General features: G+C 56.9%; 11 protein-coding genes and 1 pseudogene. 7 read left to right on the forward strand and 5 right to left on the reverse strand.

Features of this window, described 5'->3' with window-relative positions:
• Positions 1 to 155, forward strand: a pseudogene (gene glyA, locus ACR0JB_RS21220) (serine hydroxymethyltransferase); the annotation flags it as partial.
• 18 nt (positions 156 to 173) lie between these two features.
• Complete coding sequence (locus ACR0JB_RS21225; protein ID WP_170400087.1) at positions 174 to 1,151, forward strand: HpcH/HpaI aldolase/citrate lyase family protein; 978 nt, start codon at positions 174 to 176, stop codon at positions 1,149 to 1,151.
• A gap of 88 nt (positions 1,152 to 1,239) precedes the next feature.
• Here the strand turns inward: ACR0JB_RS21225 and ACR0JB_RS21230 are convergent, their stop codons facing one another.
• From ACR0JB_RS21230 to ACR0JB_RS21245, 4 genes are all read right to left on the reverse strand, one after another.
• Entirely contained in the window at positions 1,240 to 2,019 is a 780-nt protein-coding gene (locus tag ACR0JB_RS21230) for an IclR family transcriptional regulator (RefSeq protein WP_170400086.1), read from the reverse strand.
• An 11-nt stretch (positions 2,020 to 2,030) separates the two neighbouring features.
• Positions 2,031 to 3,389, reverse strand: a complete 1,359-nt coding sequence (locus ACR0JB_RS21235; RefSeq protein ID WP_170362727.1) for a TRAP transporter large permease — start codon at positions 3,387 to 3,389, stop codon at positions 2,031 to 2,033.
• The gene (locus ACR0JB_RS21240; RefSeq protein ID WP_170351953.1) at positions 3,389 to 4,054 is read right to left on the reverse strand and encodes a TRAP transporter small permease; all 666 of its coding nucleotides are present in this window, start codon (positions 4,052 to 4,054) and stop codon (positions 3,389 to 3,391) included. Before ACR0JB_RS21240 ends, ACR0JB_RS21235 begins: the two co-directional genes overlap by 1 nt.
• A 68-nt stretch (positions 4,055 to 4,122) precedes the next feature.
• The gene (locus ACR0JB_RS21245; protein WP_170400084.1) at positions 4,123 to 5,361 is read right to left on the reverse strand and encodes a TRAP transporter substrate-binding protein; all 1,239 of its coding nucleotides are present in this window, start codon (positions 5,359 to 5,361) and stop codon (positions 4,123 to 4,125) included.
• A 108-nt stretch (positions 5,362 to 5,469) separates the two neighbouring features.
• Between ACR0JB_RS21245 and ACR0JB_RS21250 the strand changes: the two genes are divergently transcribed.
• The gene (locus ACR0JB_RS21250; RefSeq protein ID WP_170400082.1) at positions 5,470 to 7,065 is read left to right on the forward strand and encodes a GMC family oxidoreductase; all 1,596 of its coding nucleotides are present in this window, start codon (positions 5,470 to 5,472) and stop codon (positions 7,063 to 7,065) included.
• Here ACR0JB_RS21250 and xylB read toward each other — a convergent pair.
• Complete coding sequence (gene xylB / locus ACR0JB_RS21255) at positions 7,062 to 8,498, reverse strand: xylulokinase (RefSeq protein WP_170400080.1); 1,437 nt, start codon at positions 8,496 to 8,498, stop codon at positions 7,062 to 7,064. The two genes, ACR0JB_RS21250 and xylB, sit on opposite strands and share 4 nt — an antisense overlap.
• Before the next feature lie 122 nt (positions 8,499 to 8,620).
• Here xylB and ACR0JB_RS21260 point away from each other — a divergent pair, with 122 nt between their 5' ends.
• The 4 genes from ACR0JB_RS21260 (at position 8,621) to ACR0JB_RS21275 (ending at position 12,862) form a co-directional block, all read left to right on the forward strand.
• On the forward strand, positions 8,621 to 9,646 hold the full coding sequence (locus ACR0JB_RS21260) for a LacI family DNA-binding transcriptional regulator (RefSeq protein WP_480790280.1): 1,026 nt from the start codon (positions 8,621 to 8,623) through the stop codon (positions 9,644 to 9,646).
• Between the two features lie 94 nt (positions 9,647 to 9,740).
• Positions 9,741 to 11,045, forward strand: a complete 1,305-nt coding sequence (locus ACR0JB_RS21265) for an ABC transporter substrate-binding protein (RefSeq protein WP_170351958.1) — start codon at positions 9,741 to 9,743, stop codon at positions 11,043 to 11,045.
• A 106-nt stretch (positions 11,046 to 11,151) separates the two neighbouring features.
• Positions 11,152 to 12,018 carry a carbohydrate ABC transporter permease gene (locus tag ACR0JB_RS21270; protein WP_480790281.1) on the forward strand — a complete coding sequence of 289 codons (867 nt, stop codon included), beginning with the start codon at positions 11,152 to 11,154 and terminating at the stop codon, positions 12,016 to 12,018.
• Positions 12,019 to 12,031: 13 nt separating this feature from the next.
• Complete coding sequence (locus ACR0JB_RS21275; protein ID WP_170351960.1) at positions 12,032 to 12,862, forward strand: carbohydrate ABC transporter permease; 831 nt, start codon at positions 12,032 to 12,034, stop codon at positions 12,860 to 12,862.
• Position 12,863: the final 1 nt, after the last annotated feature.

A 12,863-nucleotide genomic window follows, 5' to 3' on the forward strand; every position in this document is an offset into this window, starting at 1 on the left:
GCGAGGTCGAATTCCGCCAGATCGCCGACTGGATCATCGAAGTGGTCGACGGGCTGGCCGCCAATGGCGAAGACGGCAACAGCGCCGTCGAAGCCAAGGTCAAAGCCGAGGTCGCAGACCTCTGCGCGCGCTTCCCTCTCTATCCGAACCTGTAAGACGAAGGACCCTTACCCATGAGCTTTCATAACATCGACCAAGCCCCTGCCCGCCTGAACCGCAGCGAACTGGCCGTTCCGGGCAGCCAACCCGGAATGTTCGAAAAGGCCGCACAATCAGATGTAGATGTGATCTTCCTCGATCTGGAAGACGCGGTCGCGCCTGATGAAAAGGAACAGGCCCGCAAGAACATCATCGAGGCGCTGAACGATATCGACTGGGGCAATAAAACCATGTCGGTGCGGATCAACGGGCTGGATACGCATTATATGTATCGCGATGTGGTGGATGTGGTCGAACAGGCTGGCGAACGGCTGGACCTGATCATGATCCCCAAGGTTGGCACCGCTGCGGACGTCTATGCGGTCGATATGCTGGTAACGCAGATTGAGGACGCCAAAGGCTACAAGAAACGGATCGGGTTCGAACACATCATCGAAACCGCGCTTGGGATGCAGAATGTCAGCGAGATTGCGGCAGCTTCCAAACGCAATGAAAGCCTGCATTTCGGAGTGGCTGACTATGCGGCCTCGACCCGCGCACGAACCACGATCATCGGCGGCGTGAACCCCGATTATTCCGTGTTGACCGACGCAGATGCCGATGGTGGCCGTCTGACCCATTGGGGTGACATGTGGCACTATGCGCTGGCGCGCATGGTGGTTGCGGCACGCGCCAACGGACTGCGTCCAATCGATGGGCCATTTGGCGACTTTCAGGATCCCGACGGCTATCGAGCGGCTGCCAAACGCGCAGCGGTTCTGGGATGTGAAGGCAAATGGGCCATCCACCCCAGCCAAATTGCCCTGGCCAATGAGGTCATGTCACCATCCGAGGCCGAAGTCACCAAGGCACAGCGCATTCTTGTCGCCATGGCCGAGGCTGAATCGGCGGGCAAAGGCGCTGTGTCTCTGGATGGCCGTCTGATCGATTATGCCTCAATCCGTCAGGCCGAAGTGCTGGTCGAAAAAGCAGGCCAGATCGCAGCGGCTTGATCCGAAGGGCTTAGGCTACCTAAATAGGACAGCGCCAAACGGTTTTGTGGATCGGCCACTGGTACAGTTTGGCGCTGCGTTTTTCTGGTCACTCAGCGAGAAGACTTGAAAGTTTGTCCGCGCCCTGCCGCAGTGTTTCCAGAAACGACATCAGGCTGCCGACATCATGGCGTTGGGTCGGGGCGTGAACCGATAGCGTCCCTACCAACCTGCCCTGCCCGTCTTGAACAGGCACCGCAAGTGCGGACATTCCGGTCATGAATTCCTCATCATCGGTAGAATACTGATTGTCGGAAATGCGTTGGACTTCGGCCTTTACTGCATTGGGGTCCGTTAGCGAACGCTCGGTCTGCGGTTGCAATTTTCCGGCCGAAAGAAACCCGTCCAGCGTTTTCTGACGCAGCGTGGACAGGTACATTTTGCCACTGGCCGTACAGTGAAACGGAACCTGCGTGCCCACGGGCAACTGAATGCGCAGGGGCCATTTGGTTTCGACCCGGTCCAGATAGATCATCCCCTCGCGGTCGGGAATGGCGAGGTTGCAGGTCTCTCCCACCTCCTCGGCCACGCTGCGCAATATGGCCAGGCGTGCAGTCCGCAAATGTTCGGCAGACATGGTGTTGACGGACAGCAGCCGCAAACGACGGCCAGGGCCATAAGATCGACCGTCCAGATCGCGTTGCAAAAACCCCTCGGCCTCGGCCGTTTGCAGCAATCGGTGAACGGTGGGTTTTGCCAGACCCAATGCATCGATCAGGTCTGACGGTTTAACAGCTACCCCGCGCCGAGCCACCTCTTCAAGGATCAGCAACAGGCGCAGGTTCGTTGGGATCTGAGTTTCTTTTTCTTGTGTTTCCGTCTCGGCCATCCCGCAACATTCTAGTTATTTGGCAGCAGGATCAAGGCCAGATCGGGCACCAGCGACACCAAAATCCAGACCGACAACAGAGCCACCAGATAAGGCACCGTATACCGCAGCAGCCGGAAATAAGGCACGCCCGTCACACCCGACGCCACATACAGGTTCAGCCCGTAAGGTGGCGTGATGAACCCGATAGAAGCACCCACAAGGAAAATCACCGAGAAGTGGATCGGATCAATGCCAACCGAGGCGGCAATAGGCGCCAAGATCGGGGCGAGAATAATCGTGACCGGAAGGCTTTCCAGTACCATGCCCGAGAAAAAGACGATCACCATCGAGGTGAACAGCACCGCATGATAACCACCCATCGAGGTCACGAAGTTCCCGATGGTCTCTTGCGCGCCGAGCAGCGACAAGATTTGCTGCATCACAACCGAAATTGCGATCAGCGGTGCAAGAATGCCAGTGATCTGGGCAGAGCGGATCACGATCGAGGGGATCTCGGGGATCGTGAAGCCTTCGACCACGAACATCTCGGCATAGCTTTTCTCGGTCGGTGGAATATCGTTCCGGGCACCCATGATCCGGTTGATCGGATAACTAAGCAAACCGGCGATGACGCAGAAGCCCACGGTCACACCCGCCGCCTCGGTCGGGGAAAACTTGCCCGTGTAGATGCCCCACAGCACCAACCCGATGGCGAAAAAGCCCAGCCATGCACCAAACGCGGTTTTCAACACCCGGTTCAGCTGCAACGGGATCAAATATCCCCAGCCGTTGATCCGGCAGATGATCCAGCAGGCAAATTGCATACCAAACACCATCAATGCGCCGGGCAGGATACCCGCCACAAACAGCTCGGAAATCGGCAGGTTCATCAGGAACCCGTAAACGATGAAGATGATCGACGGTGGGATGATGATCCCAACTGTACCACCCGCCGCTGCTGTTGCGGCGCTGAAGCGTTCATCGTAACCGCCCTTGACCATCTCAGGGTGCAGCATCGACCCGATTGTCGCGGTTGTTGCCGAGTTTGACCCCGAGATCGCTGCAAAAAGCCCGCAGGCACCCAGCGATGCCATTGCCAGCCCGCCGCGTATCCAGCCCAGACAGGCATATGCAAAATCACTAAGCCGCCGCGCGATGCCGGATTTGTTGATCAGGTCGCCAGTCAGGATGAACAGCGGCATCGCCAGCAGGGCGAAACCTTTGTTGAACACATTCAGCAGCTCGGCCCCCATATTGTCCAGCGTCAGGCCCAGCACAAACGAGCAGCCAATAACCCAATAGCCGATGACCAGAAGCACTGGCACGCCCAGCATGAACAGAAAGGTGACCCCAAGCGAGATCAGTGTGACCATGGTTCCGTCTGTCATCAGTCTGCTCCAATCACGGCCTGCTTGATCAGCGGCTCACCTGTTTTCCAGTTGTGCAGATCGTCGGCGAGGTTCTGAAACACCCGCCCGACCATCAAAAAGAACGACAGCGGCGCGGCCAACAGGAACCACCACTGCATGATGTTGTCAGTACCCAGAACGATCTGAAAGTTTGATGCCGACAGCGCCACCAACCGAGTGGTGGTCACAATGACGATCACTGCGAAGATGAACCAAAGGACAGCATCTAGGAACAGGCAAGCCAGTTGCCCGCCGCGTGGCATAGAGGTGCGAAATTCGCTAAAGCTTAGATGCGTGCGTAGCCGCACGTTATAAGACGCGCCGAACCACGCCATCACCATGAACAGCAGTGGCGGGATCGTTGTTGACCAAGGCTCCTGATCGTTGAACACGAACCGGTCAATCACGCCCCAAAAGATGATGAAGGCAATCGCAAGGTAGGAATAAACCATCACTGCACGTTCAAAGTGGCGTTCTACAAACGGCACTTTTTGGTAAATCCACATGATGAGGAGCCCACCCAGGGCCGAGACGATTGCGCCTACGACCCATGTTGCGTCGGATTCCAGCGCGGATTGAATCTCGAATGAATCGAAGGTGAGTAAAGCACTGAATATCGCGCCGACATCTGCCCAAAATGACATGAACCCCGTCCTCCCAGTCGGTGTTTAGTGGAACCGGCCCACCCGGGCCGGTTCGTATTAAGCTTAGGTTAGGCTTCGCCTCTCCACCAACGGCGTGGCTCGACGTTTTCCGCAATTGTATCGGCGGGAATCTCACGCGCGATGTCGTAGATCTCCTGATATGTGTCGATACCACCGGCCCATTTGTTAATGCGCTCGCGCCATTGCGCCCAGGGCTCGGGGTTGTAATTGGGGGCACACATTTCTTCGGCCAGTTTAATTTGGTCGTCCGCCAGGAAGGCCGGGCGTACGCCGTTTTCGGCGAAGATCGTATGCGGCAGTTGCGGTTCCGAGAAACCAACGGTGTTCAACAGCGCGGCTTCGTTCGCACCTTGGATCAGCGCCTGAGTGAAGTAGGACGATTCCATCACCGCATCCTGCAACTCACCGCCCAGACCATCAAAGACTTTAGCCGACATCGAGGTATGTTCAGTACCGCAGAAGAATTTCAGGTTCACCGATTGTGACACCACAGGCGCCATGTTGGCGTAGGCCACAGCCGATGCCCAAGTTTCGGCGCCGTCGATCAGGCCGGTTTTCAGCGCGTCCAGCGTTTCCTCCCACGCGACAGGTACCGGATTCAGGTTCAGCAGTTGCATGGCGATACGGCCAAGTTGCGTACCCGTCACACGGTTCTTGGTGCCAAATAGTTCTTCCAGCTTTGTGACGGTTGGCTTGTCGGCAAAGTTCGCGCCCATTTGCAGACCGCGCAGTTCACAATGGGTGAACAGGAATTTCAGACCGTGCCGTTTTTCCAGCGGATCGCGCAGGATGCGCTGGCTCGCCGGGCTGTAGAAGAAGTGGTACTGCGCCGCGCGGCTGGGGAACATATAGGCATAGTCCAGCACGTTCAGATAAGGCGCACCCCCCGCCGAGTTCTGGGTCGAGGCCGCATAGATATCGACAATGCCCTGCTGGGTTTTCTCTACACAGCTCAACTGACCGCAGATCTGGTTGTCGCCGATGAACTCGATGCGAATCTCACCATCGGTGCGCTCTTCCAGATCACGCGCAAATTCGATTGCGCCCGCACGTTCGATCAGCAGGTTGCGGGTATTAAAGCCCGAAGCTCCGAATTTCAGCGTGTGTTTGGGTTCTTTCGAAAAGCGCTTTTCGTAGGTTGATTCGGCAGCCTGCGCCAGATTCGCAAGGCTCATCGCCCCACCGAACCCACCTGCAGCCAGCAGAGTCGAGCTCATACCGTAACGGCCTGCCACGCGGAAAAAATCCCGCCGTGAAATACCACTTAGTTTCCGTCCGATCTCCATTGCTTACCTCCCTGATCGCAAATAATGAGACGTTTTGTATCAAAAAAGGCTAGTATATTTCTCATCGTTTGGCTAGAACTTTTTGAAACCAGTTTCAGGGAGGTGATCATGGAAGTAGACTATGCAGTTGTCGGGGCCGGGTCTTCGGGCTGTGTCATCGCCAATCGCCTGAGCGCCGACCCAAACGTGACCGTTGCTTTGCTCGAGGCCGGCGGTCGCGACACCAATCCGTGGATTCACATCCCGGTGGGCTATTTCAAAACCATGCATAACCCTTCGGTCGATTGGTGTTATCGTACTGAACCTGATCCAGGGCTGAATGGGCGCTCTATTGACTGGCCGCGTGGCAAGGTGCTGGGCGGGTCTTCGTCGCTGAATGGGTTGCTGTACGTGCGCGGCCAGAAAGAGGATTACGACCGCTGGCGTCAGATGGGCAACGAAGGTTGGGGGTGGGACGACGTACTACCCTTGTTCAAGCGCTGCGAGGATCAGGAGCGTGGCGAGGATGAATTCCACGGCGTCGGTGGGCCATTGTCGGTGTCAAACATGCGCATCCAACGGCCAATCTGTGACGCCTGGGTCGCAGCCGCGCAGGCCGCAGGGTATCCGTTTAATCCAGACTACAATGGGGCTGAGCAAGAAGGTGTAGGGTATTTCCAGCTAACCACGCGCAATGGCCGCCGCTGTAGCGCTGCCGTGGCGTATCTGAAACCCATCCGCGATCGACAGAACCTAAACATCATCACAAAGGCCCTGGTGACACGGATCACGCTGGAGGGCAAAAAGGCGACCGGATTGGTCTATCGGGATCGTTCGGGCGCCGAGCAAACCCTGAAAGTTCGGCGCGAAATCATCCTGTCCGGTGGTGCGATTAACTCGCCCCAAATCTTGATGCTGTCGGGGATCGGCGACCCGGACCACCTGAAGGAAAACGGCATCGAACCGCTGCACGCCCTTCCCGGTGTCGGCAAGGGATTGCAGGACCATTTGCAGGCAAGACTGGTGTTCAAATGCAATGAACCCACGTTGAATGATGAGGTCCGCAGCTTGTTCAATCAGGCGCGTATCGCTCTGAAGTACGCCCTGTTCCGTGCCGGTCCGATGACCATGGCGGCCAGCCTGGCGACGGGGTTCATGAAGACCCGCCCCGACGTTGAAACTCCGGACATTCAGTTCCACGTCCAACCATGGTCCGCCGACAGCCCCGGCGAGGGTGTGCATCCGTTTTCGGCCTTTACCATGTCGGTCTGTCAGCTGCGCCCGGAAAGCCGGGGTGAGCTGCGCCTGAACGGGCCAGACCCTTCAAAATACGTCAAAATAATCCCGAATTACCTGTCGACCGAAACGGATTGTCGAACCATCGTCGACGGCGTGAACATCGCCCGCGGGATTGCTAAGCAGAACCCGTTGCATTCGAAGATATCCGAGGAATTCAGGCCCTCGGCGGATCTGAGCTGTGACGATTACGAAGGCACGCTGGATTGGGCCCGGTCAAATTCGACCTCGATCTATCACCCGACCGGCACCTGCGCGATGGGCAACTCTGAGGCATCGGTTGTCGACGCAAAGCTAAGAGTCCACGGAATTGCCAATCTGCGGGTGGCGGATTGTTCGATTATGCCCGAGATCGTCAGCGGTAATACGAACGCTCCTGCGATCATGATTGGAGAAAAGGCCAGCGATTTGTTGGCAGCGGATGCCTAGACGGCAGCGCGAACTGCTTTGTAAAGCGAGCGAAACCGGCCAAGCCGGTCCGACAATGCGCCCATTTCCGCAGGATCGAACCTGACAGATCCTGCGGGCTGGATGGCAAGGTCCTCAATAGTCAGCGCTTTGTCACCGCAAGCCGCCAAACGTGCCGCGCCATAGGCGGGCCCGGAATCCGCCCCCTCAGATCGAAGGATGGGTTTGCCTGTCACCGTTGCAATCAACCCAAGCAGCAGGTCGGACCGGCTGCCGCCGCCGATAGCGGCCAAATCCGACAGGCCGTCTATCGAGTCGCCAAAACTCTGGGCGGCGTCGGCGAAACAAAACGCGATGGCCTCAACCACCGAGCGACAAATTTCTGCACGCGTTGTCGCGTCTTCCAGTCCAAAGAAACAGGCGCGTATATGCGGATCGCCGTGGGGGCTGCGTTCGCCTGTCAGATAAGGCAAGAAAATCGGCACACGGTCTTGCGGTGCTGTTTCTGCCATTGCGATGACTTCCGCCGCGGACAATCCAAGCTGCCCGCCGATCCACGCGATTGGCCTGGCGCCGTTTAGCATTGCCGCCATCTGGAACCAGCGATCAGGGAGTGTATGCGCAAACGCATGCACATATCGTTCAGGGTTTGGCTTATATACGCTATCCGCAACGAATAACTGACCGGAGGTGCCCAGCGAAATAAACCCTCGCCCCGGTTCAGTTGCTCCCAGCGACACTGCGCCGGTGGCCGCATCCCCACCTCCTGCTACAACAGGTACGCCGGGCTTCAGTCCGGTCTGGTTGGCCGCATCTGCCGAAATTGTGCCCACAACTTCGTGCCCATCGGAAATTTGCGGCAGCCAGTGGGTCGCAGCATGGGTCGCCTCGGCGATCCCGCTGTGCCACTGCCGCGCGGCTTGATCCAGCCAAAGGGTGCCCGCCGCATCACAGGGATCCGTCGCGAGGACCCCGTGCAGGCGCAGCCCGATATAATCCTTCGGCAACAGGATATGAGCGATGCGGTCATAGTTTTCAGGCTCATGCCGCTTCAGCCATGTAATCTTGGGCGCAGTGAATCCCGGCAGGGGCAGAACGCCCGCGATCTGACCGATCTGCGGCAACGCATCGCGAAGTTCACCGCATTCCTGCGCCGAACGGCTGTCATTCCACAAAATGGCCGGACGGATTGGGTACAAGTCCTGGTCAAGCAGTACGGCTCCATGCATTTGACCCGACAGACCGACGGCCCGAACTTCCGCCAACGCGATCTGTTCCCCCAGCTTGCGCAGCGCATCGCAGGTGGCGCGCCACCACAGGTCAGGATGCTGTTCCGACCATCCAGGCTGTGGCGAAGAGGTTTGCATTTCAACCGATGCCGTCGCCATTATCCGCGCCGTGCCGGCGCAGACAACCTTGACCGCTGATGTGCCGATGTCGATCCCGAGATACATTTACATCCCTTGCCCTGCGTCCGAGGTGCGGCACATGTCCGGCTATTGATTTTTTAGCGCGCGCAAAGAATATGTAAAGCTATGATAAGATCAAAGCGGCAAAGATCCGCAGGTAGATTGGCATGACCAAGATTAAAAACATGGAAGAGTTCGCGACCCTCAGCGGGATATCCCGGCCGACGGTTTCGAAATATTTCCACGACCCGGACAGCGTGCGGCCCACAACGCGGGCGCGCATCGAAGAGGCGTTAGAGCGTTTTGACTATCGCCCTAATATTTACGCCATAAATCAGAACCGGAAGCTGACCAAGAATATTGGTATCGTCGTGCCCTATCTGGCTGATCCCTTTTTTGCCGAGATCGCGCGCTATCTGGAGCAATCCTGTATCGCGGCGGGGTATCGCCCGTCTCTGTTCAGCTCCCATGGCGAGCAAAAACTGGAGAATGAGATACTCGACAGCTTACGGTCGCTGAAACCAGCAGGTGTTCTGTTAGCACCGCTGGGCCGCGCGTCGGATCAGTCAGCGATTGAAAAATTCTGCGCCGATGTTCCAACGGTTCTGTTCGACAGTAACCTTGATGGTATGGGGGCTGCTTTCATCGGTTCGGACAATTTCAGCTTTGTGTCACAAACCGTGGAATACATGACCCGCACCGGGGAACCACCATCGTTCTTTGAAATGCGCACCCCAGCCAACCCAAATGCCAACAAACGGCGCATAGCCTATGTCGACGTTATGGAGCGTTTGGGGTTTGAACCGCATATCATCAAGATTGACGGCACAGGATGGGCCTTTGAAGAGATCGGTCGGCAAGGTGCGCGAAAAGTGCTGGAAGAACGTAGCCTGCGGACCGACTCGGTGCTGTGCAGTAATGACCGTCTCGCCATCGGATTCCTGGCGGCCTGCTACGAACAGGGGATTCGGGTTGGGCGCAAGGAAGATTGCACATTACGATTGGCCTCAAATGACGATCATCCCTTCGCAAAATTCACATGTCCGTCCCTGACAACGGCGGCGCATGACTATGACAATGTGGCGGCCCGCAGTGTCGAAACACTGTTCGAACTTATTGAAAGCGGTGGGAAATTTGAAAAACGAACAGAAACTTTGTTTCCCGCAAGACTTGTTTTACGCGAGTCCGCCTGAACACTAAATTTAACGCGCGTAAAGTTTTTATTGACGCCGCGACAATTTATGAACTAGGCTTCCTGCACAGCATCCAAGCTCAGGGAGGACAAGGATGTATCTGAAAAACGCACTTCGTGCGGCGACGGCGTTGACATTCGTCGCCACGGCAGCGGCCCACGCGCAATCCATCACCATAGCGACCGTGAACAACGGCGACATGATCCGGATGCAGGGCTATACCGACAAATTCACCGAGGCGACCGGCATCGATGTCGAATGGGTGACGCTAGAAGAAAACGTGTTGCGCCAGCGCGTGACCACCGACATCACCACCAAAGGTGGCCAGTTCGACATCATGACCATCGGTATGTACGAAACCCCGATCTGGGGCGCCAATGGTTGGCTGGTGCCGCTGGAAGGAATGTCCGCTGAATATGATGTGGATGACATCCTGCCCGCGATGCGCAACGGGTTGAGCCATGAGGGGACGCTGTTCGCGGCTCCGTTCTATGGCGAAAGCTCGATGATCATGTATCGCACTGATCTGATGGAGAAAGCCGGTCTGGAAATGCCTGATGCGCCGACCTGGCAGTTCATCCGAGAGGCGGCTGCGGCGATGACGGATCGAGACAACGACATCAACGGTATTTGCCTGCGTGGCAAAGCCGGTTGGGGTGAAGGTGGCGCGTTCATTACCGTGACCGGAAATTCTTTTGGTGCCCGCTGGTTCGACGAAGACTGGAAGCCCCAGTTTGATCAGCCGGAATGGAACGAAGCGCTGACTTTCTTCGTCGACATGATGAGTGAATCCGGCCCCGCGGGTTACGCTACTAACGGGTTCAACGAAAACCTGTCGCTGTTCCAGCAGGGCAAGTGCGGCATGTGGATCGACGCCACTGTCGCGGCATCGTTTGTAACCAATCCTGACGACTCGACTGTGGCCGACAAAGTCGGCTTCGCCTTAGCTCCGAATTCGGAAGGCGTTGACAAGCGCTCCAACTGGCTTTGGGCATGGGCGCTGGCCATCCCTGCAGGCACCGAACAGGCGGATGCTGCCAAGCAGTTCATCGAATGGGCAACCTCGAAAGACTACATTGAGCTGGTGGCCGAAAACGAAGGCTGGGCCAACGTCCCGCCGGGTGCGCGTACATCACTGTACGAGAACCCCGAGTATCAGAAGGTTCCGTTCGCCCAGATGACACTGGATTCGATCCTGTCGGCTGATCCAAATGATCCGACGGTGAAACCGGTGCCCTATGTCGGCATCCAGTTTGCTGCTATCCCTGAATTTGCAGGCATTGCTACGCAAGTGAGCCAGGAATTCTCGGCCGTTTACGCCGGACAGCAATCGGTGGAAGAGGCGCTGGAAAAAGCGCAGGCCTTCACCGCAGAAGAGATGGAAGCCGCAGGTTACTGACGTCTTCTAATTGCGGGTGGGCAGAGGTTTGCCCCCCGCCCTAGCCTTCCACAATCCACGTTTTTCTCGCAGGCTGGTATGCGCCTGAACAGAGAGGTCTTGCGCCATGGCAACCCAACATTCCCGATCAGTGGCCCGCCTAATGATGGCACCCGCCGTGATCCTGCTGCTTGGCTGGATGCTCGTGCCGCTGACAATGACGCTGTATTTTTCCTTCAAGAAATACCTGCCCCTACGCGGTGGTGATCTGGGCTGGGTCGGCTTTGACAACTACGTCCGGTTTGTGTCCTCCAGCTCGTTTTGGCCTGCCGTGCAGGCGACGCTGATGATCGTTGGTGGTGTACTGGTGATCACCGTGATTTTGGGCATCCTGCTTGCCATTCTACTGGATCAACCAATGTGGGGTCAGGGTGTTGTCCGCATCCTTGTGATTGCACCTTTCTTTGTGATGCCTACGGTCTCTGCGCTGGTCTGGAAGAACATGTTCATGGACCCGGTGAACGGTCTTCTGGCGCATCTGTGGCGCTTTTTTGGGGCCGAGCCGATTTCATGGCTGTCCGAGGCCTCGATGACGTCTATCATCATGATCGTGTCGTGGCAGTGGCTACCCTTCGCCACGCTGATCCTGCTGACTGCCATCCAGTCGCTGGACAGCGAACAGCTGGAAGCAGCTGAGATGGACGGCGCGCCAGTTCTGAAGCGCTTTTACCATATCGTCTTGCCGCATCTGAGCCGCGCAATCACGATTGTGATCCTGATCCAGACGATTTTTCTATTGTCGATCTTCGCCGAGATCTTCGTGACCACCGGCGGTGCATTCGGCACCCGCACACTTACCTACCTGATCTTCCAGCGCGTGTTGGAAAGCCAAAACGTCGGCCTTGGATCAGCCGGAGGTGTCTACGCCATCATCCTTGCCAATATCGTTGCCATCTTCCTGATGCGCATCGTCGGCAAAAACCTGGACGCGTGAGGAGATAAGACCCATGGCCCGCACCGTCACACCCCGCCGCAAATCGCTGAACACCGCCCTTGCCTGGGCCGTTGGACTGCTGATCTTTTTCCCGATCCTCTGGACCATTCTGACCAGTTTCAAGACCGAGGCACAGGCGATTGCCAGCCCGCCCCTGTTCCTGAATTTCGATTGGACACTTGAGAACTATGCCATCGTGCAAGAACGGTCAGACTATATGCGGTTCCTGTGGAATTCCGTCATCATCGCAGGCGGATCGACCATTCTTGGTGTAATCATCGCGGTCCCCGCCGCATGGGCGATGGCCTTTGTACCGTCCAAGCGCACAAAGGACATCCTGTTGTGGATGCTCTCCACCAAAATGCTACCTGCCGTTGGCGTATTGTATCCGATCTACCTGCTGTTCATTCGTCTGGGACTGCTAGACACACGCGGTGGACTGGTCGTGGTGCTGATGCTGATCAACCTGCCGATTATCGTCTGGATGCTCTACACATATTTCCGCGAAATCCCCGGTGAAATTCTGGAAGCCGCACGGATGGACGGGGCGACACTGAAAGAAGAAATCCTTTACGTATTGACGCCCATGGCCATCCCCGGCATCGCCTCGACAGTTCTCCTGAACTTCATTCTGGCGTGGAACGAAGCGTTCTGGACCCTCAACCTGACCGCCGTCGACGCGGCACCGCTAACTGCCTTCATTGCCAGCTACTCCAGCCCCGAGGGCCTGTTCTTTGCCAAGCTTAGCGCGGCCTCGACCATGGCGATTGCTCCAATCCTCATCCTCGGCTGGTTCAGCCAGAAACAACTTGTCCGCGGCCTGACCTTCGGCGCTGTGAAATAAG

The organism is Ruegeria sp. BI7 (assembly GCF_056537925.1).

What these genes read in the sequence shown, in the direction of transcription:
- ACR0JB_RS21225 (WP_170400087.1), top strand. Translation starts at nt 174, where the DNA reads ATGAGCTTTCATAACATCGACCAAGCCCCTGCCCGCCTGAACCGCAGC.
- ACR0JB_RS21230 (WP_170400086.1), bottom strand. Translation starts at nt 2,019, where the DNA reads ATGGCCGAGACGGAAACACAAGAAAAAGAAACTCAGATCCCAACGAAC.
- ACR0JB_RS21235 (WP_170362727.1), bottom strand. Translation starts at nt 3,389, where the DNA reads ATGACAGACGGAACCATGGTCACACTGATCTCGCTTGGGGTCACCTTT.
- ACR0JB_RS21240 (WP_170351953.1), bottom strand. Translation starts at nt 4,054, where the DNA reads ATGTCATTTTGGGCAGATGTCGGCGCGATATTCAGTGCTTTACTCACC.
- ACR0JB_RS21245 (WP_170400084.1), bottom strand. Translation starts at nt 5,361, where the DNA reads ATGGAGATCGGACGGAAACTAAGTGGTATTTCACGGCGGGATTTTTTC.
- ACR0JB_RS21250 (WP_170400082.1), top strand. Translation starts at nt 5,470, where the DNA reads ATGGAAGTAGACTATGCAGTTGTCGGGGCCGGGTCTTCGGGCTGTGTC.
- xylB (WP_170400080.1), bottom strand. Translation starts at nt 8,498, where the DNA reads ATGTATCTCGGGATCGACATCGGCACATCAGCGGTCAAGGTTGTCTGC.
- ACR0JB_RS21260 (WP_480790280.1), top strand. Translation starts at nt 8,621, where the DNA reads ATGACCAAGATTAAAAACATGGAAGAGTTCGCGACCCTCAGCGGGATA.
- ACR0JB_RS21265 (WP_170351958.1), top strand. Translation starts at nt 9,741, where the DNA reads ATGTATCTGAAAAACGCACTTCGTGCGGCGACGGCGTTGACATTCGTC.
- ACR0JB_RS21270 (WP_480790281.1), top strand. Translation starts at nt 11,152, where the DNA reads ATGGCAACCCAACATTCCCGATCAGTGGCCCGCCTAATGATGGCACCC.
- ACR0JB_RS21275 (WP_170351960.1), top strand. Translation starts at nt 12,032, where the DNA reads ATGGCCCGCACCGTCACACCCCGCCGCAAATCGCTGAACACCGCCCTT.